A 20,610-nucleotide genomic window follows, 5' to 3' on the forward strand; every position below is an offset into this window, starting at 1 on the left:
GTCCGGGCGCCGGGCGGTGTCGCCGGCGCCCGGACGGACTCCGGCACCGTGCCCCGTGGTGACGTGCGCTCAGGGTTGAGAGGGGCTCAGACCGACACCACAGGACCCACGAAGTTGCGGGGCGGGTCCCCCGGCACCTGCTCGGCGACGGGTCCCCAGCGCCAGCGCATGTTCGTCGAGGCGGTGTTGTTGGGCGGGGTCACGATCGCGGTCACCGGTTCGATCGCCCCGCCCTGGCCCGGCTGCCCCTGCCGGAACGTGAGGGTGAAGCGGGCGCCCGCCCCGGGCTCGAGGACGACGGCCGAGTGCGGCGCCGACTGCTGGTCCAAGAGGTTCTCCGTGGAGGCACCCCGGGCGAGTGTCACCTTCGGGAACCCGTCCAGCAGACATGTGCCGCTCCCCCCGTTCCGGAGGTCGACCACCGCGGTCCTGATGCTGCCCGGCTCCGCCCCACCGGACACCGCCGTACCCCCGGGAGCCCAGGAGAGCGCCAGGTCCGAGGTCAGACACGGTGGTGGTGGCGCCGCCACCGCGGGTGCGGCGGGAACCAATGGCGCGGCGAGAGCGGCCACGGCCAGGGCGCCGAGGACCCGCGCGCGGGCGCGGGCGGCGGCACGGGAGGGGAGGGGACGGGTCGTGCGGGCACCCGGCTCCGGGACACCCGCTGCGGCGGTAACAGAGACGTGACGGCCCCGTGCCGCGCGGCTGCTGCCCGTGCGGGTGCGTATCGGCCATGACATGCGGCACCTCCGTGTTCGGCTGCTGGGGCTCCGCTCGCGGCGCGGCGCGAGGGCGGCTGCCCGGGTGGCACGGCCCCGTGCCGCGCGACTCACACCGGGCATGGCCACGGGAGTGCGGCCAGGCGGGCACGGTGCCCCGGTGCAGCACCCGGGTACCCGGTCGCACCGGGGCGCCCGGAGGGCGTGGGCGCAGCGTGCATGCTCTTGAGCGCAATCGAAATCACCTTAGATCAGCCATTCAGGTGATGCATCCGGGCGAATCTCCTCGCGTCGTCCGCGTGTCATGCCGACCGGCCGCCCATCCGCCGCGACGCTCGCCCCCGCCTGCCCGCCTGCCCGCCTGCCCGCCTGCCCGCTTGCCCGCTTGCCCGCCCGCGTCCGGCTGTCCGCGTCCGGCTGTCGTTGTGGCAACCCCGCCCACTGCCGCGGCCGTTGCCCGCTCCCGGTGGTGCAGTCCCGGCTCGGCGCCGACCTTCTCAACCCGGACCGGGCCCGTGACGGCCCGGGGCGGCACCGGTGAGGGATGGGATCGAGTAGCCGCCGGCTCCGGGCGCCGACTGCCCGCTGCTGCGCGGGCGGGCGCGGCTCAGGCCGCCGGAGGTCCTGCCGCAGGACGGGGAGGTGGTACGTGCACCCCCCGGTCCGCCGTTCGGCCGGCCCTCAGCGGGCCGGTGTGCCGGAGGGGTCGGCGGCGGTGGCCTTCCGGTCGACATACTCGAACACCGAACCGTCCGGGTGGACGGCGATGAGGTTGCGGCCCGCCGGCGTCGGCACCGGTCCGGCCACCACCTTGGCGCCGACCTCGGTGAGCGTCGCGAACGCCGAGTCCACGTCCTCGACCGCGATGGTCGCGGAGACCTTGCGGAGTACCTCCAACTCGGCCTCGGGACCGCTCATCAGCAGGAAGCAGCCCACCGCCGCCACGGACACGCCGCCGCGTTCGAAGCGGAGCGCGCGCGTGCCGGTGAGGCGTTCGTAGAAGCCGGACGCGGCCTCGAGGTCGTCGACGCAGATACGCAGCGTGGTTCCGAGGATCTCCATACAGGCGAGGGTAGTTGGCGCCGGGAAACCACGAGATCGTTTCCCGGTGCCCGGTGCCCGGTGCCCGGTGCCCGGTGCCCGGTGCCCGGTGCCCGGTGCCCGGTGCCCGGTGCCCGGTGCCCGTCACGGCCGCCGGGGAGTGCGGCATGAGTCGGCATGAGTGAGCCGCGGGGAGGCTCGCGAGGGCGGGCACGCAGGGCCACCGCCGTGTGCGGAGGGCTCCCGCCTGGAGCGCACGGCTGACGACGACGGGCAGGTGGCTCCCGCGAGGGCCGGGTGGCATCTGCGCGGGCGACCGGACCGGGCCGGGCCGGCCTGCTCGGGCGCGTTCGGCTTCCGCTGCCCGGGACCCGGCACGTCTCAGGGAACCCGGCAGAGGAGTTCGCCGTGCGGGACCATGAACCAGCCGTCGTCCTCGCGCCCCCAGGCGCGCCAGGCCGCCGCGATGCCGTCGAGTTCCTCCTGGCGGGCGTGCCCGCCCTCCAGGGCGAGGGCGGCGTATGCCGAGGTCGTCGTGCGGTCCGCCCACAGCCCGCTCCACCAGGCGCGTTCCTCCGGAGTCGTGAAGCACCAGGCGGAGGCGGTCGCGGTGATGTCGGTGAAGCCGGCGGCGCGCGCCCAGGAGTACAGCCTGCGGCCGGCGTCCGGTTGGCCGCCGTTCGCCCGGGCCACCCGGTGGTAGAGATCCAGCCACGCATCGAGCTCCGGGATCTCGGGGAACCAGGCGAAGGCGCCGTAGTCGCTGTCGCGGACCGCGACGACACCGCCCGCCCTGCACACCCGCCGCATCTCCCGCAGCGCGCCCACGGGGTCGCCGACGTGCTGGAGCACCTGGTGGGCGTGGACGGCGTCGAAGGAGCCGTCCGGGAAGTCCAGGCAGTGGACGTCGCCGACCGCGAAGCGGACGTTGCGCACTCCGCGGGCTGCCACGGTCTCCCTCGCCTCCTCCAGCACGTCCGCGACGGCGTCGACGGCCGTGACCGTGCCGCCGGGGACCAGGGCCGCCAGATCGGCGGTGATCGTGCCCGGACCGCACCCGACGTCCAGCACCTCCGCCCCTGGCCGGAGTTCGGGCACCAGGTGGGCGGCGGAGTTCGCGGCCGTGCGCCAGCGGTGCGAGCGCAGCACCGACTCGTGGTGGCCGTGGGTGTAGACGGCGGTCTTCCTCGTCATACGGCCGAACCCCTCTCCAGACGCGATGAGGCCACGATACTCCCACCCTCCACATTCCGAGACTTACGTCTTGCCATATGGACTGAGCCGGCGCGGTCCCGGGCGTCCGGACCGGGTGCGCGCCACGGACCCCGGGCACGTCAGAGAAGCGGTGCGGTCGGCGACGGGCGGTAGACGACCAGTGCCTCCGAGAGCTTGTCCACCGTCAGATCCGGCGGCGCCTGGGCGATCTCCCCGTCGTACGCGAGCAGCGAGCCCGGCGCCAGGCCGGAGACGCGCAGTTTCCGCAGCCGTCCGGCCGCATGGAACGGGGACCGGCTCAGCGGACCGGAGAGGGCCGCGGCGAGCAGCCTCACGCCGGGGAAACGCCCGCCGTGCACCACGCGGACGTCGAGCAGTCCGTCGGCGAGGTCGTATCGCCGCCCGGGAGTGGGGCCGAGACGCTGGTAGCTGCCGTTCCCCGCGAACAGCAGCCACAGCGGCCTGCGGCGCCCCGAGATCCCCGCCTCCAGCGGGTGCTCCCCGCGCAGGGTCCGCAGCGCTGCCAGCACCCCGGCGGGCCAGCCCCCGATCCGCGGTGACCACCGCTCCCGGACGCGCACCATCTCCGGGTACACGCCGAGCGAGAAGGTGTTGACGAAGTGGCCCTCGCCTGCGCCGTCCGGACCCGGGGCGAACCGGCCCAGGTCGACCCGTACGGCATCGCCCGACGCCAGTGCCCGGCAGGTGTCGTGGACCGTCTCCAGGCCGAGGTCGTAGGCGAAGTGGTTCAGGGTCCCCCCGGGGAACACGGCGAGCGGCAGCCCGTGCCGGACCGCGGTGGCCGCGGCGAGGTTCACCGTACCGTCGCCGCCGAGCACGCCGAGGGCCCGGCAGCCGCCGCCGGCAGCCTCCTCCAGGGCGCTCGCGATCTCCTGCGGCGCGCACTCGACGATCCGCGCCAGAGGCAGCGCCTCGCGTACCAGCGCCGTGGCGTCGTCCCCGGCCGCGAGCGCACCGAGCGGACCGTTGCCCGGGCCGGAGGAGCGGTTGGCGACCACGACGAGGCCCTTGCCCGCCGGCAGCCGGGGCGCCCGGGTGTGCGGCCGCCCGGCAGGCGGCAACTGGTCCCGGGTGGGGACCAGCCCGCGCACCGCGAACGCCGCACCGACCCCGAGAGCCGCCCCCACCAGCACATCGCTCGGGTAGTGGACCCCGGTGTAGACGCGCGACAGCGCGACCGCGGCCGCGACCGGGGCCACCACCGCACCCCAGCTCTTCGACTCCATCGCCACACCCGTGGCGAAGGCCGCCGCCGACGCCGAGTGGCCCGAGGGGAAGGACGTGGTGAACGGCTGCCGCTTGAGCTGCCGGACGAGCGGCACGGTGCCGAGTACCGGGCGCGCCCGGCGCACCGACCGCTTGGCCACGGTGTTGATCGTTGCCGAGGCGAGCGCCAGTGAGGCCACACCTCGGACGGCGGCCCTCCGCGACCGCGCGCCGCGTCCGAAGACGGCCATCCCGGCCGCCGTGCCCAACCACAGGAGGCCGTGGTCGGCTACCCTGCTGAGCCTGGGCAGCACGGGGTCGGCACCCGGCCAGTGACGGGACGCGACCGCGTGGAGGACCCCCCGGTCCCACCCCGTGAGGGTCGAGGCGATCCGCCTGGCGCGCGGTGAACGCGGCGAAAGCCCCTCGGGAACCGCCACAAGGCGGGCGGCGGCACGGGAGAGGGACCGCGGAAGCAGGTGCGCGGCGGAGCGCGTCGGGGTGTCTCGGTGGGAGGCCGGCATGGAACGCGGTTACCCCGGGTCCTCGCGATCCAAGCGGGCCCCGCGCACACGCCACCCCGCCGCGCGCGGCCGCACCGGCCGAGGCCGTGCGCGGGGTCGTGCGGGGTCATGGGCGGGGTCACGGGCGGGGTCAGGGGCAAGCGCCACGGGCGAGGTCACGGGCTGGGCCGTGCGCGAGGTCAGGGGCAAGCGCCGGGGGCAGGGGCAAGTGCCGGGGGCGCGGGCGGGCACGGCCGTCGCCGCTGCCACCGCGATGGCCACCGCCACGCCACCGCCATCCACGGGGGACCGTACCCGCTACTGCTACTGCTACTGCTCGTGCTCCCGCTGTTGCCACTGCTGCTCCCGCCACGGGCGCCGTGCCCGCCGGCCGCCGCTTCCCGCGGTACGTCCGCCCACCCGGAAGCGCTCCCGCCGGCCGCCGCCGTCTTCCGCGGTGCCGCCGCCGCGGGCCGTCAGCGCGCGCTCGCGACTTGGCATCGCCGGGCGGCCGGAGCACAGTGGATCTCATGGACAACCGCCTGCTGGACCGGCATGCCGAAGCCCTGGCGCTCTTCACGGAACGGGTGCACGCCGTCCGCCCGGAGCAGTGGGAGGCGCCGACGCCCTGCACCGGATGGTCAGTCCGGGACCTGGTCAACCATGTGACCGCCGAGCAGCTCTGGGTGCCGTCGCTGGTGGGCGAGAACCGTTCGATCACCGACGTCGGAGACTCCTTCGACGGCGACGTGCTGGGCGGGCACCCCGCCGTCAGCTGGGACCGGGCCGCCTCCGCCGCCAAGGCGGCCTTCCACGAGCCGGGCGCCCTGGACCGCACCGTGGGGCTCTCGTACGGCGAGAGCACCGCCGCCGCCTACTGCTCGCAGATGACGACCGACATGATCGTGCACGCATGGGACCTGTCGAGGGGCATCGGCACCGACGACACCCTTCCCGGCGCGCTGGTCGACTTCGCCGCCGGGGAGGTGGCGCCGTACGCCGCCGAGCTGTCCGGTAGCGGCCTGTTCGCACCCCCGGTGGAACCGCCGGAGGGCGCGGACCCGCAGGCTCGGCTGCTCTGCCTGCTGGGGCGCCGTCCCTGAACCGCTCTCCGCCCTGAACCGCTCTCCGCGGCGCCGGTAGGGAAGCGGAGCCGCTCTCCGGCCGGCGCACCGGACACCCGCGCCGAGACGGTCGGAGAGGAGCGGCGGGCACCGCGCGTCCGCCGCGGCGGCCCGGTGCGCCGGCGGCCGCCAGCGGGAGCCCCGGGCCCGGACCGTGCCGCCGATCCGGTGGCGGCCCGCGCGGCCCGGTGGCAGGGCCCGCGCGTGACGCCCCGTACTACGCCTCGCACGGTGCTCCGTGCTACGCCTCGCACGGTGCTCCGTGCTACGTCGTGCTACGCGCATGTCGTGCTACGCCTCATACGGGGCACCGCTCATACGGGGCACCGCGCGGCCGCACCCCCGGCCCGAGCCGGCCCGAGCCGGCCCGAGCCGGCCCGAGTCCCTCCCACCGGGGCCGGCCACCGGACGCCCCCTTGGCCGGCCCAGGGCGGGGCGGGGTGGCCGCCCTACGGTGACCGGGGTCCCGGCCGGCCGTCACCGACGGCGCTTGTGCGGACCGCTTGGGCCGTCGCCCGCGCCCGCGAACGGCCCCGGCCGCGGGTGCGCGGTGGTCCCTGGTGGTCCCATGGACTGCCGAACGGCCCGCCCGGAGCGGCGGGCGGGCCCGAACCTCCGTATAAAGGCCTCGTGGGCCGGACCGGGTTCGCCGGCCCGGGAATACGGGAGGTGGGCGCATGCGGCAGTCGGATCCGGAAGGCCACGGCCCGGTCCGCTACGGCCCGCCCGCACCTGACCCCGGTCTGCCCGTGCTCCCCGAACTCGCCGACGTGCTCGCGTCCGCCGCCGTGCGCACCTCCTCCGAACCGCCGGGCGGGGGGCCGGCGCTGCGCGAGGCCGTCGCGGGCTACTGGTGGCGGCGCGGGCTGCGCAGCCGTCCCGACGACGTCGCCGCCGCCCCCGGCGCCCAGCCGCTGCTGCTCGCGCTGCTCGCCGCGCACGGCGGTGACGTCCTCATGCCGCGCCCCTGCCCCGCGTGGTGGACCCCGCAGGCCCGGCTCCTCGGCCGGCCCGCGTTCCATGTGCCCACCTCCGCCGAGAGCGGCGGTGTCCCCGATCCGTACGCCCTGCTGGAGACCGTGCGCAGGATCCGGGCGGAGGGCGGCAGTCCCCATGTCGTGCTGCTGTCGGTCGCGGACGACCCCACCGCCACGGTCGCACCGCCCGAACTCGTGCGGGAGGCCTGCGAGGCGGCGGTCGGCGAAGGGCTGCACATCGTCAGCGACGAGACCTGGCGCGACACGGTGCACGAGCCGCTCGACCGGCCCCTGCTCAGCCCCGCCGAGATGTGCCCGGACGACGTGACCGTCATCAGCGATCTGTCGGGCGCCCTGCTGCCGGCCGCGTGGCCCGTCGCCGCGGCCCGGTTCCCGACGACGGGGCCCGGCGCCGGCCGCAGGGCCCGGGTGCTCGACATCCTCACCGCCCTCGGGGGGTTCGTCGCCGGCCCCGTGGCCGCGGCCGCGGCGCACGCCCTCGACGAGCCCGGTCCGGTGACCGCCCGGCGGGGCCGGGCCAACGCCCTGCACGCCGCGGTCGCGCAGGCGGTCCGCGACCTGGTGCTCACCTCCGGCGCCCTCGCCGGCCCGGCCCAGGCGGGTCGCCATCTCTACGCCGACCTGGGCCCGTTGCGTGCCCGGCTCGCCGAACTCGGCGTCACCGACTCGATGGAGCTGGAGGACTACCTCAGCCGACGCCTGGGCACGCCGGTCCCCGGCGGCCACCGCTTCGGCGACGAACTGGGTGCCCTGCGCGTCCGTATCGACACCGGCCCCTTCCTCGGCGCGAGCCCGGAGGAGCGCCTCGAAGCCCTCGAGTCCGCCACCCCGCTGGCACTGCCGCATGTCGCCAGGGCACTGAAGTCCCTCGGATCGGCCTTCCGGGAACTGCGATGACCAGGCACCGGAGACCTCGGCCCGCGAGCACCCACCGCGATGAACGGAGCCGCAGATGACGGAACAGACGGAGCAGCCGCCTCCCGCCTCCCCGGCGGCCCCTACCCGCCGGACCACGGGAGGAGCCCCCGACCTGACCCCTGCCCCGAAGCCGGACCTGACCCCTGCCCCCAACCCGGCGGACCGGCCCGCGACGGCCCGCCCGGGCGCGGCGGACGACCCGGGCGCGGCGGACGACCCGGGCCGCGCGGCGCTCCCGTGGGAGTCGTACCGACCGGAGTCGAGCCTGTCGGAGTCGTACCGACCGGAGTCGAGCCTGTCGGAGCCGTACCAACCGGAATCGTGCCGGTCAGAGCCGTACCGACCGGAGCCGTACCAACCGGAGCCGTGCCTGTCGGAGCCCTTCCCGCCGACCGGGTCGGCGAGCGGGTCGACGAGCGGTGGCGGGGGGCCCGGAGCGGCGTCCGGAGCGGCGTCCGGAGGGGCGTCCGGAGGGGTCGGCCCGGGAACGCCGGCGCACGCCGGCCGCTCCGCCCGGCGCGGCCGGTCGGACGCCGGGACCGGCACGGCCGCCCCGCCGGATGCCGGGCCGGGGTCCGCTCCCTCGACCGGGCCGGGTTCCGCTCCCCTGACCGGGCTGCGGCCGCTGGGGCTCACCCGGCGCTGGCCGCGGTCCTTCGCCGACCGGCTCACCGCGCCGCTGCCCGGTGTACGGGCCATGGCGCGCCTGGCGCGGGAGGGCGCGCTCCGCCCGGCGGCCGCCGGCCTCAGGGACGTCCCCCGGCTGCCCTTCGCCCCGGGGACCCTGCCGGAGGCGGAACCGGGCACCGTCGCCGTGACCTGGGCGGGCCACGCCAGCTGGGTCGTCGCGATCGGCGAACTCACGGTGCTCACGGACCCCGTCTGGTCCCGCAGGATCCTGGGCACACCCGCCCGGCTCACTCCCGTGGGCGTGCGATGGGAGGACCTGCCCCCCGTCGACGCCGTCGTCATCAGCCACAACCACTACGACCACCTGGACGCGCCCACCATCGCCCGGCTGCCCCGCCGCACCCCGGTGTTCGTGCCCGCGGGGCTCGGCGGCTGGTTCCGGCGCCGGCGCTTCACCCGCGTGACCGAACTCGACTGGTGGGAGGCGGCGGAACTGCCCGCCGGAAGCGGGGTCGGCTCGGTCCGGTTCGAGTTCGTGCCCGCCCACCACTGGTCCAAGCGGACCCTCACCGACACCTGCCGCTCCCTGTGGGGCGGCTGGATCCTCACCGACCAGCGCGGCCGCCGGGTGTACTTCTCGGGGGACACCGGATACGGCCACTGGTTCAAGGAGATCGGCCGGCGCCACCCGGGCATCGACCTGGCGCTGCTGCCGATCGGCGCGTACGCACCCCGCTGGTGGCTGAGTTCGGTGCACACCGACCCGGAGGAGGCGGTGCAGGCGTTCGAGGACCTCGGCGCCCGGAACCTGGCCCCGATGCACTGGGCCACCTTCGTGCTCTCTTCCGAGCCGGTGATGGAGCCCATCCGCCGGCTGCTGGCCGCCTGGGAGCGGACGGGCCTGCCGCGTGAGCGCCTGTGGGACCTGCCGGTCGGCGGCTCACGCGTGCTGACCGCCTGACGTCCGCCCCCTTCGGACCCGGTGCCACAGCGCGGGCACCCCGCTCAGCACCAGCGTCAGCCCCACGGCCGCCAGCACCCCCTGCCAGGGCTCGTCGAACAGCGAGCCGCCGAGGATCCCGATCGCCCCGTACGCGGCGGCCCACGCGAGGCAGGCGGGCGCGTCTCCGCGCGCGAAGCGCGCCAGCGGCATCCGCGCCATCAGACAGGCCAGCATCACCGGAATCCGTCCGGCCGGAACCAGCCGGGACAGCACGAGCACCGTCCCGCTGTGGTCGGCGAGTCTGCGCTGGGCGCCCGCCAGCCGGTCCGGGGCCGCGCGGGCCCGCAGCGCCTCAAGCCACTTCGAGCCGTTCCTCGACCCGAGGCCGCGTCTGCCGAGCCAGTACAGCGTGATGTCACCGAGGAACGCGGCGGTCGCGGCGACCACGAACACCAGGAGCACCGCGAACGGTGCCGTCTGGTGGAGCGCCACCACCGCCGCCGTGCTCACCAGCGCACCCGTCGGCACCACCGGCACCAGCGCGCCCAGCGCCACCAGCAGGAACAGGGTCGGATAGCCGACGGCCTGCTGGGTCGACTCCGGCGGGAGCTGGGCGACCACGTCCTGGAGCTTCACCGGAAGACCTCCGGCCGCACGCTCTCGCCGTGTGCCAGCCGGTGCACCGCCACGTTCGGCGCCCGGCGCGCCGCCTTGCGCACGAACTCGTCGCCCGGCGAGTGGAACTCGTGCGGTCTGACCGCGTCCATCCCGATCGGCCAGTACGTGCCGTAGTGCACCGGCACCGCCGAGCGGGGCCCGAGCGCCGCGAGAGCGCGGGCCGCGTGCTCCGGGTCGAGATGGCCGTGCCCCAGGAACGGCCCCCAGCCGCCGACCGGCAGCAGCGCCACGTCGACCGGCCCCACCGCTGCCGCCATGCCGTCGAACAACCCCGTGTCCCCGGCGAAGTAGGTGCGCGCGCCGCCGTGGATGACGAAGCCGAGCGCGGGGGAGCGGTGCGGTCCCACCGGCAGCCGCCGACCGTCGTGCGCCGCCGGTACGGCCCGTATGCGCACGTCCGCCACGGCCACCTCGTCACCCGGTGCCACCTCCACGACGCGCAGCCCGGCCAGCCTGCGCAGCCCGGGGACGGCCCCTCGCGCGCCCCGGGGCACGATCAGCCTGGTGCCGGGGGAGAGCCGGGCCAGCGAGGGCAGATGCAGATGGTCGGAGTGGAGATGGGAGACGACCACGGCGTCCGCGACGGCGGCCGCGGGCGGCGGCAGTGCACCCCGCCGGCGGCGCAGGTGTGCGAGCCTGCCGACGAACAGCGGGTCGGTGAGCACCCGGACCCCGGAGTCCTCGACCGTGCAGGTGGCGTGACCCCACCAGGTGACCTCGACCGCCACGCACTGCCTCCTCGCCCGCGACCCGGCTCCGCCCGGACCACGGCCGGTCCGTTCGCCGCTGCCGGTACGAGCGTAGGCGCTCGGGGGGCCGGCGGTCTCCCGAGCGCCCCGAAGTGCGCCTCCCCCGCGCGGTCCGCGCCCGAGTAGGGTCGGGCCACGACAGCCGACGCAGAGGGACGGTCCATGACAGGCGCCGGGGGCGGAGTGCGGGTGGCGGCCATCGCCAGCCTGACCCCGCTGGAGGAACTCGACAGCGACCCCTTCCTCGTCGACACGCGCAGCCAGCACGCGATGTGCGCCCGCTGGGCGGCGGACCGGGGATACAAGGTCGCCCGTGAACTGCTGTTCTACGGGTTGCGCCCCGACCACTGCGTCCTCTGGGCCGATGTCGAGGCGGGTCTGGTCGATCTCTTCGTCGCCCCGAACGAGCGGGTGCTGGCGCGCGCGCTGACGTCCGTACCGGATTTCTCCGCCGAGTGCGAGCGCCGCGGTGTCCGGTTGGCGACGGCCGGTCTGGACGAGCCCGCGTACGACGCCGCGATGAAGGCCAGCGTGCACCGCCGGCTCTCGATGCCGACCGCGGGCTACGACGGCTGCTGACCGCACCCCGCCCGGGAGCGGAGGCCCGGGGGCCCGCCCGGCCCCGGGCTTCCGACGCCCGCTCTCCTCGACCCCGAACCCCCGGCGCCGATCCGGTCCCCTGGCGCCGATCCGGTCCCTTGGCCGTTTCCCCGATCTGTTCCTCGATCCGTTCCCCGGCGCCGATCCGGGACCCGGCCCGTCCCATTACCCCGTTCCGATCCCGGTTCTCATTCCCGTTCCGGTCCCCGTTCCGGTCCCCGGCCCGTTCCACGGCACCGGCACCGGCACAGGCATCGGCACAGGCACCGGCGCCGGCATCGGTTTCCGGTGTGCAAGGCGCGGTACCGGACCGCGGCCGATGCCCTGCTCGGGGAGTCAGGGGGGCTCCCGGGACCGGAGGGCCGGTCCGCGTGACACGCTGGACGCAGGCGAGCCGAGAGAGGTGACGTGAGTGGGCCTGCCGCGGGTGGGTGAGGGGTGGCGCTGGAGGTCCGCCGGGGGAGCGCTGCTGAGGGTGGTCGTGGTGTGGGCGGTGTCCACCCTGACGCTGCTCGCCCTCGCCGGGATCCTGCCCGACTTCCAGCTCCGTTCGGACAACGGCGAGAGCATCACCTGGACCGCCGTCGCAGCGGCCTGGGGAGCGGGAGCGTTCGGCCTGCTCAGCGCACTGGTCTGGCCACTGGTCGTACGCGCGTTCCTGCTGGTGCCCGCGCTGGTGCTGGGCCTGCTGGTGTTCTTCCTCAACGGCTCCCTGCTGCTGCTGGCCCTGAGGCTCATCCCCGACGGGAGCGGTGCCGCCGCGCCCGAGACCGCGGTGGTGGTCGCCGCCGTGATGTCGGCCGTCGCCTCGGCCACCTCCACCGCGCTGGCCGTCCGCGACGACAACGCCTACCGCCGGCGGCTGTCCCGCCTCGCCACCCGAAGGCGCGGCAGACACGCCCAGCCGGCGGACGGCGAGACGCCGCCCGCAACGGTGTTCCTGCAACTCGACGGCGTGGGCCACGCCGTGCTCGTCCAGGCCGTGAAGGACGGGCTGATGCCCACCGTCGCGAGATGGCTCGAGACCTCGCACCGCCTCACCCGCTGGCACACCGACTGGTCCAGCCAGACGGGCGCCAGCCAACTCGGCATCCTGCACGGCTCGAACCACGACGTGCCCGCCTTCCGCTGGTACGAGAAGGACACCGGCCGGATCATGGTCAGCAACCGGCCCGCCAGCGCCGTCGAACTCCAGCGCCGCGCCGCCCGGCGGACCGGGGACGCCGGGCTCCTCAGCCTCGACGGGGCCAGCCGGGGGAACCTCTTCACCGGCGGCGCCGAGCAGCTCGCACTTGTCCTGTCCGCCGCCGCCCGCCGCGGCCGGGCCAACCGCTCCAGGGCCGGATACTTCGCCTACTTCTCCGATCCCGCCAACGCCGTCCGGACCGCGGTGTCGTTCGTGGCGGAGGCCGGCCGCGAGATCGGGCAGTCCGTCCGCTCCCGGGTGCGCGGCGACCGGCCGCGCACCCGCCGCGGCGGGCTCTACCCCTTCATCCGGGCCTTCGCGACCGTCGTCGAACGAGACGTGGTGGTCGCCGCCGTGATGGGCGACATGCTCGCCGGGCGTACCTCCGTCTACGCCGACCTCGTCGCCTACGACGAGGTGGCCCACCACTCGGGGCCGCACAGCCGAGACGCCGCCAAGGTCCTCCAGCGGATCGACCGCGCCGTCGCACTGATGGCGAAGGTCGCCGAGCACGCGCCCCGCACCTACCGGATCGTCCTCCTCTCCGACCACGGCCAGAGCCCCGGCGAGACCTTCCAGGACGCCTACGGGCTGACCCTGAAGGACCTCGTCCGCGCCGGCTGCGGGCTGCCCGTCTCCCGCCGCGCGGGACGTACCAAGAGCGGCGCGGAAGCGCGGGACGCCGCCCGGCACGCGCTGCTCGGCGCGCTGCACCGGCCGATGGGCGACGACGCGGCCGAGGAACGGCCCTCGCCCGGCCCGGAGCCCATCGTGCTCGCCTCGGGGAACCTCGGCCTCATCTCCTTCCCCGACCTCCCGGGCCGGCTCAGCCGCGAGGAGATCGACCGCCGCCACCCGGCGCTTCTGCACACCCTCGCCGGGCATCCCGGCATCGGCTTCCTCCTGGTGCGCAGCGAGCGGCACGGCTCGGTGCTGCTCGCCCGGGGCGGGGACGGGACCGTGGAGATCCCGCTGGCCGGCCTCGACGGGTCGGGTCCGCTCGCGGTGTTCGGGCCGGGTGCCGCCGACGCCGTCCGGCGCACCGACTCTTTCCCGCACGCCGCCGACATCATGGTCAACTCGATGTACGACCCGGACACCGGCCGGGTGCACGCCTTCGAGGCCCAGATCGGTTCGCACGGCGGGCTCGGCGGCGAGCAGTCCCACGCCTTCCTGCTGTCGCCGCTCGAACTGTCGGAACCCGTCCCGGGCGGTGGCGAGCCGGTCGGCGCCGAACAGGTGCACACCGTACTGCGGCGCTGGCTGGACGAGTGCCGGGGCGAGCCCTTCGGCCCGCAGGTGCCGCTGCGTCAGACGGAGGACCACCCGCCTCCGGGCCGGCCGGAGGCAGCTCTTCCCGTGGCGGGGCACGACCTGCCGGAGCAGAAGGACTGATCCGGCGGGAGTGCGGAACCGTCACCGCGCACCGGGGCGATCCGGTCCTGTTCACCCGCGTTCCCGCGTTCCCGCGTTCCTGCGTTCCTGCGTTCCTGCGTTCCCGCGTACTCGCGTTCCCGCGTTCCCGCGTACGTCTGCCCGGACTCCCGGACTCCCGGACCCCCCGGACGGCGGACAGGACGGCGGACAGGGCGGAGAACCGGGCGGCGGATTCGGCCGACCGGGCGTCGCCCGATAGGGCGCATTCAGGGCGTGGGCGGCGCGTCGGCGCCGGATCACGGGCACAGCTGGCATGTCCAGGAGGTTGTGCCCGTGAACCGACCCGTGCACTGCGCCGACCGTGTCGTGCTCGCCGTCCTCATGGCGCTCGTCGCCGTCCTCGGGACCCGGGCGGGCGCCGCGGCAGCCGAACCGGCCGGCCCGGAGCGCCCACCGGCCTCCGCACCCGCCGATCCGGCGGGAGAGGCACCGCAGGACAACTCCGCCCCGGAACAGCCCGCGCCGGCCCGTGCGGAGAGACGGACCGCACGCGCCTGCGCACCGCCCGAGGACGGGACGGCGGGTGGCCAAGGCCCCCGCCCGCACGTCCGCGCCGACGCCGAATCCGCCGCTCCACCTCAGCCCCCGGCGACGAGGTCCGTGGTCCTGCGCTGCTGAGGACCCGTACGGGGACGGCAACTCGCCGCGCCCTGCCCCGCACTGACGTCCACCCCCATACGAATCCCCCGTCAAGCGCCAGGAGACAGCCATGCCCATCGACCCCCTCGCCGCCGTGAACGCCCTCATCCGTGCCGAGGTCGTCCGCACCGGTCCCGACGAGCACCACGCACCCGGAGCGGCTGCACGGGAACCCGAACCTCCCGAGCTCTCCGATCCCCGCCGCGGCGACGGCGGGGCCCAGGACGCCCACTGACTCCGCCGCAGCCGGGCAGGGCCCACCCATCCGATACCCGGCACCACGGGACACACGGCGCCACGGGCCGGCATCGGCCACCCGCCCTCCTGCCCTCCTGCCCTCCTGGCCTCACGGCCGGGGTCGCCCGCGGCCGCCGTCGGGTTCGTCGTCGGCGTCAACGCGCTCTGGGCACCGCTCGGCATCGCCGCGGTCGAGCTGTGGCTGGAGCCCACGGCCGCGGGTGCCGTGGGGACCCCCCTTCCAGACGCTGGCCGCCGCCCGCTTCGCCGCCCTCCAGTGGTCGGCGCGGCGCGGCGCGGGGCGGCTCACGGCGTGAGTGACCGCGGGTAGTCCACCGTCGCGGGGCCGGCGGGCAGCAGCGTCCCGACGGCCGGCTCCGCGACGTTCACGTCCATCGGCGCGTCGAACGTCGAGATCGACGGGACGTACGGTAGCGCCCTCCCGTGGTGCTCGACCCGAAGCGGCAGGCGAGCTACGCGTGCGCCGGCCTCACCGCCGGATTCTCCCCCGCCGCGCCCCGCCGCGCCCTCGCCGCAACCTCCTCCGTGCCCTGCGCCCCGGCTTGGCGGCCGTCCCCCGCGGGAGCGCACGCCGGCGGGTCGGAGTCGATCTCGTCGTACACCCGGCTCCCTCAGCTCCCTCAGCTTCCCCCTCAGCTCCCCCCGCTCCCTCAGCGACCGCGAGCGAACCGCGGCGACCTGGCGTTCCGTCCGGGCCGCCGCTGCGGATGCCCGCACCAGTCACGCAGATCGCGGATTCGCGGGGCGAGACCCTCCGGGTGCAGGGTGGTCCGCATCGCGTTCAGCGGAGGCGTGAGCAACCGCTCCGGCGGGCCCTCCAGGAGCATCGCGACGCCCCGCTTCGCCGCGACGACCGTGAACGTGCCGTCACCACGAGCGCCGGGACACGGCTCGTAGCCCCTCGGCAGCCGCTCGGCAGCCGCTCGACGGCTGCTCAGGAGCCGCTCGCAGCGAGTCCATCGCCGGGGCGTAACGGTGTCCGCCCGAACCTCGAAGGGCAACCGGTCCCCGGCAGCGGCGTGTTCCGGTCCCGCACCCGCACGTCCGACTGCTCGGCCAGCCGCAGGAGCATCCCCTCGCCGAGCCGCGACCTGCCCGTTCCGGCGAAGCCGATGCGACGGGCGGAGGAGCCGGCGCGCGGCGCCAGCCCAGCCGGCTCGGCCTGCGCCGCTCCCGCCAGCCACGCAGCAGTGCCCCTACTCCCGTGTTGGGCGCGACAGTTGCCAAGACGGAACCGTAACGTCACCGGCACACACATCCGAAGGGAGCTCGCCCATGCCCACCGAGCCACTGTCCCAGAAAGAGATCGAGGACCGGCTGCGCGAACTGCCGGGCTGGTCCCAGGAAGGTGACCGGATCGCCCGTACCTACCGGCTGGGCGGCCACTTCGCGGCCACCGCGCTGGTCGTCCACATCGCCCGGATCCAGGAGGAGCTCAACCACCACTCCGATCTGCTCCTCGGGTACAACACGGTCAACCTCACGGTGAACACGCACTCCGCAGGCGGCGCGATCACCGAACTGGACTTCGAACTCGCCCACCGGGTCGAGGGCGCCGCCGCGGGCCACGGCGCGGGCTGACCCCCGACGGACGACGAGGGCCTGATGCTCCGTCTGGACCACTTCACGCCGGCAGCCCGCACGGTACACACGGCACTGAATGCACCGCACCGCACCGCACGGCAGCACTGCACCGCACGGGCAGCGGACGGGGCCGTCGGCGCCGGTCGGCGCCGGGCCGGGCGTCTTCCCGCGAATCACGAGGTGAGCAGCACCCCGCCGTACGCCGCAGTCGCGATCAGCACCCATGAGGTGAGCCCGAGCAGGGCCACCCGCGGGCCGGTGCGGGTCAGGGACGGCAGATGGACCGCGCTGCCGAGGCCGAACAGCGCTGCGGCAAGCAGCAGTTCCTGGGCCGTACCGGCCGCGGCGAGGACCTGCGCCGGCACCAGCCCCGTGCTGCGCAGGACCACCAGCGCGAGGAAGCCCACGACGAACAGGGGGACGAGCGGAGGCCGTGCGGACCCGGCGGCGTGGCGGCCGCGGCGCCGGGCCGCGACGACGAGCACGGCGGCCAGCGGCGCCAGCAGCGCCACCCGGAGGAGTTTCACCATGACGGCCTCGCCCAGCGCCGCCGGTCCGGCGGTCTGGGCGGTGGCCACCACCTGGCCCACATCGTGGACTCCGGCGCCCACCCACCGCCCGAACTCGGCGTCCGTGAGGCCGAGCGGCCCGTGCAGCAGCGGCAGGACGGCGATGGCGAGAGTGCCGCAGAGCGTCACCAGCGCCACGGACGTGACCATGTCCTCGTCGTCGCTGTCCTGCACCGAGCCCACGGCCCCGATGGCGGAGGCTCCGCAGATGGAGTAGCCCGCGGCGATCAGCAGCGGCTGGTCGCCCGGCAGCCCCAGCCGCCGCCCGAGCCACCAGGTGCCGCCGAAGGTGGCCGCGACGACGGCCAGCACCATCACGACCGTCGCCCATCCCAGCCCCAGTACGTCCGCGAGGCTCAGTTTGAGACCGAGCAGCACGATCCCGGCCCGCATCAGGCGTTTCGCGGCCAGCGACAGGCCGCCGCGGCAACTGCCGCGTACCCGTGCGGCCAGCCACGGCGTGTGTGCGGCGGCGACACCCAGGACGACGGCCGCGGTGAGCATCGGGAGACCGGGCACGGCACGGTGTGCCAGCCAGGCCGCCAGCACCCCGGCCGCGGCGAGCACCAGCCCGGGAACCGGTCCGGCGGGACCCGCAGGCCGCTTCCGGGCGGTGACGAGCCGGGAACCGGGGCCCGTGAGGGCCGTCACCGGTCCGCTGGCAGGTCGTAGACGCGCCGGACGCTGGTGCCGAGGCGGACGACGTCGGCACCGTACACGTGCAGGGACACGGCCTTGCCGGTGCCGGCGTTGCGGACGAGGTGGATGTCACCGGGCGGGGCGAACGCCGCGACGGTCCCCGCCGGGTTCACCACGTCCTGCGCGGCGACCAGCCGGGCGGTCATGCCCTGCGGCACCAGCCGGTAGCGCCGCTCGTGCTCCTCGCCCCGGTGCACACCGGTCACGCACCACGACACATGGTCGTGCACGGGAGTGCTCTGGCCGGGCAGCCAGACCAGGGCCACTACGGAGAAGCTGCCGTCGTGCTCGGCGTGCAGGACGTGCTGGCGGTAGTGGGCGGAGTCGCCCTCGTACTGCCCCTCGGTGAGCAGATCGGGTCTGCCGAGGTGCGGCAGGAGCCTCTCCGCCACCATGTACGCCGTGGGCTCGGGAGGGAGGCCGCGGTTCACGGTCTCCCGTATCTCCGCCACCAGGGAGCGGAGCCGGGCGGTCGCGGGGGTCGCGGGGGTCGCAGCGGTGGCCGTGTGCGCAGTCGTCATGTCCGCAGCGTCCGCCCCTCGTTCCGGGGCGTCCAGGCACGATCGCTTGCGGGGTCCTCAACGGTCCCTTATGGATGGGGAGAAACGGACGGGGAGGAGGAGCCCCGAACGGCCGGGTCCCGCGGCATCTGCGGCACCCGCGGCACCTGTGGCGCACCCGGCGCGAGGGCCGGACGTGAGGGTCGGGTGCGAGGGCCGGGCGTGAGGGCCGGGCGTGAGGGCCGGACGGCCCCGGGGCTCAGCAGCCGATCCGGCGCTGGGCCACCGCGACGAGCCGGTCCAGCACCAGTGCGACGGCGGGGACGCGCAACTGCTCCCGGAGCACATACGCGCCGACCCGGCGGCGGGTGTGCGGTTCCACGATCCGCCCCGTGACCTTGCCGTGGCACAGGAACGACAGCACGAGTTGCGGCACCATGGCGATGCCCACCCCCGACGCCACGAGGCTCTGCATGACCAGGTTGTCGTCGGTGGTGCAGGCGATGTCCGGGGCGAAGCCCTCCTCCGCACAGGCGTGCAGGAAGTTGGCCCGGCAGCGCAGGCACCCCGCTATCCAGCGCTCGCCGGCGAGATCCGCCAGCCGCACGGCCCGCCGCCTCGCCAGCGGGTGCCCGGACGGCAGCAGCACCGTGAGGGGATCCTCCAGCAGCGGCTCGGCGGCCAGCTCTTCCGGGACTTCGGCGGTGTGGCCCGGGTAGCTGAAGGACAGGGCGATGTCGCAGTTGCCCCGGGCGACCAGCCTCAGGGACTCCGGTGGTTCGCTCTCGGTCAGCTCGATACGGATGCCCGGATGCTCGGCCGCGACGGAGGCCATCATCTCCGGGATGAGGGTCGCACAGGCGCTGGGGAACGCGCTCACACGAACCCTTCCGGCGCGCAGTCGGGTGATGGCGTCGATCTGCTGCTGCGCCGCCGCGAGGCTGTCGAGGATCGTGCCCGTGTGCCGGGTCAGCGCCTCTCCGGCCTCCGTGAGCCTGATGCCGCGGCCGATCCGGGTGAACAGGGGAGTGCCGACGTCCCGCTCCAGCGCCTTCATCTGCTGGCTGACTGCGGGCTGGGTGTAGCCGAGCGATCGGGCGGCTGCCGAGTACGAGCCGGTCCTGACCACCTCGTGGAAAGTCCTGATGTACCGGGAATCGAACACCGCAGAAGCATAAGCAGATTTTGGGGCCCCGTAGGCGAACACCCTTCGCCCCGCGCCGATTTGGGCTCCGCGGGGGACGGCGCGCCCGTACGGGCGGGACAACGGGGGCGCGGGCGAAGGGTGTTCGCCTCCGGCGCCCCTCGTGACGGCGGGAACCCGTGGCGGGGTGGCGGGCGGGTGGCACGGCGACGGATGGTGCAGCGGCGGATAAAGCAGCGGTGGGCGGCACCGCGGCGCGGCCGCCTGCACGGCGGCCGCGCCCGGCCCGGACCAGGCGTGGCGCCGGTGCGTCAGGCGCCCATGTCGAACGTCGCCGGGTCGGGGCCGAGGCGCCGGCCCTCGTCCAGAGCCGCGAAGGCAGCGAGGTCGTCATCGTCCAGTTCGAAGCCGAAGACGTCGATGTTCTCCCGGATCCGCGACGGTGTCACGGACTTGGGGATCACCACGTTGCCGAGCTGCACCTGCCAGCGGAGCACGACCTGCGCCGGGGTCTTCCCGTGCTTCTGCGCGACCGCCACGATCGTCGGGACCTCCAGCAGTCCGCGGCCCGAACCCAGCGGCGACCACGCCTCGGTGGCGATGCCGTGCTTGGTGTGGAAGGCCCGCGACTCCGCCTGCTGCAGCTGCGGGTGCAGCTCGATCTGGTTCACCGCCGGGACGGCCGAGGTCTCGCCGAGCAGCCGCTCCAGATGCTGGGGAAGGAAGTTGGAGACGCCGATGGCCCGGGCGCGGCCTTCGGCGAGGATGGTCTCGAACGCCTTGTAGGTGTCCACGTACGTATTCCGGGCAGGCATCGGCCAGTGGATCAGGTAGAGGTCCACGTAGTCGAGGCCGAGCCGGGAGAGGGAGGCGTCGAAGGCGCGGAGCGTCGCGTCGTAGCCCTGGTCGCTGTTCCAGAGCTTGGTGGTGACGAACAGCTCCTCGCGGGGGATCCCGGAGGACGTGACGGCCGCCCCGGTCCCCCGCTCGTTCTCGTACACGGCTGCCGTGTCGATGCTGCGGTAACCGGCCTCCAGGGCCGTGCCGACGGCCTTCGCCGCCTCGTCGTCCGGCACCTGCCACACGCCGAAGCCGATCTGCGGCATGGCGACGCCGTTGCTGAGGGTGATGGAGGGGACCTTGCTCACGAGCGGTCGATCCTTACGTCGGTCGGGTGTTGCTCTCAGTCTCAACGATCGGTCCGGCAGACGCATTCCCGACGGCGGAAACGGTCCTCGCTCCGGCCGCC

At 75.1% G+C, this 20,610-nt stretch carries 18 protein-coding genes; 8 read left to right on the forward strand and 10 right to left on the reverse strand.

Going from position 1 to position 20,610, the window contains the following annotated elements:
* Positions 1-86 precede the first annotated feature (86 nt).
* From DDQ41_RS27735 to DDQ41_RS27750, 4 genes are all read right to left on the reverse strand, one after another.
* Positions 87-740 (reverse strand): DUF4232 domain-containing protein, encoded by a 654-nt coding sequence (locus DDQ41_RS27735; protein ID WP_162602748.1) that lies wholly within the window; start codon positions 738-740, stop codon positions 87-89.
* 660 nt (positions 741-1,400) lie between these two features.
* Entirely contained in the window at positions 1,401-1,781 is a 381-nt protein-coding gene (locus tag DDQ41_RS27740) for a VOC family protein (RefSeq protein WP_109296916.1), read from the reverse strand.
* A gap of 360 nt (positions 1,782-2,141) precedes the next feature.
* A complete protein-coding gene (locus tag DDQ41_RS27745; RefSeq protein ID WP_109296917.1) occupies positions 2,142-2,954 on the reverse strand; it encodes a class I SAM-dependent methyltransferase in 813 nt (270 codons plus the stop codon).
* 140 nt (positions 2,955-3,094) lie between these two features.
* The gene (locus DDQ41_RS27750) at positions 3,095-4,726 is read right to left on the reverse strand and encodes a bifunctional phosphatase PAP2/diacylglycerol kinase family protein (protein WP_109296918.1); all 1,632 of its coding nucleotides are present in this window, start codon (positions 4,724-4,726) and stop codon (positions 3,095-3,097) included.
* Between the two features lie 509 nt (positions 4,727-5,235).
* Between DDQ41_RS27750 and DDQ41_RS27755 the strand changes: the two genes are divergently transcribed.
* The 3 genes from DDQ41_RS27755 (at position 5,236) to DDQ41_RS27765 (ending at position 9,336) form a co-directional block, all read left to right on the forward strand.
* Positions 5,236-5,808, forward strand: coding sequence for a TIGR03086 family metal-binding protein (locus DDQ41_RS27755; protein ID WP_109296919.1), 573 nt, complete (start codon positions 5,236-5,238; stop codon positions 5,806-5,808).
* A 698-nt stretch (positions 5,809-6,506) separates the two neighbouring features.
* Positions 6,507-7,724, forward strand: coding sequence for an aminotransferase class I/II-fold pyridoxal phosphate-dependent enzyme (locus tag DDQ41_RS27760; protein ID WP_109296920.1), 1,218 nt, complete (start codon positions 6,507-6,509; stop codon positions 7,722-7,724).
* A gap of 628 nt (positions 7,725-8,352) precedes the next feature.
* Complete coding sequence (locus tag DDQ41_RS27765; protein WP_109297979.1) at positions 8,353-9,336, forward strand: MBL fold metallo-hydrolase; 984 nt, start codon at positions 8,353-8,355, stop codon at positions 9,334-9,336.
* Here the strand turns inward: DDQ41_RS27765 and DDQ41_RS27770 are convergent.
* Both DDQ41_RS27770 and DDQ41_RS27775 read right to left on the reverse strand, forming a co-directional pair.
* Positions 9,316-9,954: a DedA family protein gene (locus DDQ41_RS27770; protein WP_109296921.1), complete on the reverse strand. Its 639-nt coding sequence runs from the start codon at positions 9,952-9,954 to the stop codon at positions 9,316-9,318. The genes DDQ41_RS27765 and DDQ41_RS27770 overlap by 21 nt on opposite strands.
* Positions 9,951-10,724, reverse strand: a complete 774-nt coding sequence (locus tag DDQ41_RS27775; protein ID WP_109296922.1) for an MBL fold metallo-hydrolase — start codon at positions 10,722-10,724, stop codon at positions 9,951-9,953. The genes DDQ41_RS27770 and DDQ41_RS27775 overlap by 4 nt, the downstream gene beginning before the upstream one ends.
* 183 nt (positions 10,725-10,907) lie before the next feature.
* On the opposite strand from DDQ41_RS27775, the gene DDQ41_RS27780 reads away from it, so the two are divergent.
* The 5 genes from DDQ41_RS27780 to DDQ41_RS27800 all read left to right on the forward strand — a co-directional run bounded on the left by DDQ41_RS27780 (position 10,908) and on the right by DDQ41_RS27800 (position 16,446).
* The gene (locus DDQ41_RS27780; protein WP_109296923.1) at positions 10,908-11,324 is read left to right on the forward strand and encodes a recombinase family protein; all 417 of its coding nucleotides are present in this window, start codon (positions 10,908-10,910) and stop codon (positions 11,322-11,324) included.
* 448 nt (positions 11,325-11,772) lie between these two features.
* Positions 11,773-13,926, forward strand: a complete 2,154-nt coding sequence (locus DDQ41_RS27785; protein WP_109297980.1) for an alkaline phosphatase family protein — start codon at positions 11,773-11,775, stop codon at positions 13,924-13,926.
* A 315-nt stretch (positions 13,927-14,241) separates the two neighbouring features.
* Positions 14,242-14,586 carry a hypothetical protein gene (locus tag DDQ41_RS27790; protein WP_109296924.1) on the forward strand — a complete coding sequence of 115 codons (345 nt, stop codon included), beginning with the start codon at positions 14,242-14,244 and terminating at the stop codon, positions 14,584-14,586.
* 91 nt (positions 14,587-14,677) lie between these two features.
* Entirely contained in the window at positions 14,678-14,842 is a 165-nt protein-coding gene (locus DDQ41_RS31805; protein ID WP_167450287.1) for a hypothetical protein, read from the forward strand.
* Between the two features lie 1,298 nt (positions 14,843-16,140).
* Entirely contained in the window at positions 16,141-16,446 is a 306-nt protein-coding gene (locus DDQ41_RS27800; RefSeq protein WP_109296925.1) for a 4a-hydroxytetrahydrobiopterin dehydratase, read from the forward strand.
* Between the two features lie 176 nt (positions 16,447-16,622).
* Here DDQ41_RS27800 and DDQ41_RS27805 read toward each other — a convergent pair whose 3' ends face one another.
* The 4 genes from DDQ41_RS27805 to DDQ41_RS27820 form a co-directional block, all read right to left on the reverse strand.
* Positions 16,623-17,669: a YeiH family protein gene (locus tag DDQ41_RS27805; RefSeq protein WP_109296926.1), complete on the reverse strand. Its 1,047-nt coding sequence runs from the start codon at positions 17,667-17,669 to the stop codon at positions 16,623-16,625.
* Positions 17,666-18,238, reverse strand: coding sequence for a cysteine dioxygenase family protein (locus DDQ41_RS27810; protein WP_109296927.1), 573 nt, complete (start codon positions 18,236-18,238; stop codon positions 17,666-17,668). Before DDQ41_RS27810 ends, DDQ41_RS27805 begins: the two co-directional genes overlap by 4 nt.
* Positions 18,239-18,476: 238 nt before the next feature.
* Positions 18,477-19,382 (reverse strand): LysR family transcriptional regulator, encoded by a 906-nt coding sequence (locus DDQ41_RS27815; RefSeq protein ID WP_109296928.1) that lies wholly within the window; start codon positions 19,380-19,382, stop codon positions 18,477-18,479.
* A gap of 290 nt (positions 19,383-19,672) precedes the next feature.
* Entirely contained in the window at positions 19,673-20,509 is an 837-nt protein-coding gene (locus DDQ41_RS27820) for an aldo/keto reductase (RefSeq protein WP_109296929.1), read from the reverse strand.
* Positions 20,510-20,610 lie beyond the last annotated feature (101 nt).

Origin of the sequence: Streptomyces spongiicola, assembly GCF_003122365.1 — a bacterium.
GTDB classification, from domain to species: Bacteria; Actinomycetota; Actinomycetes; order Streptomycetales; family Streptomycetaceae; genus Streptomyces; species Streptomyces spongiicola.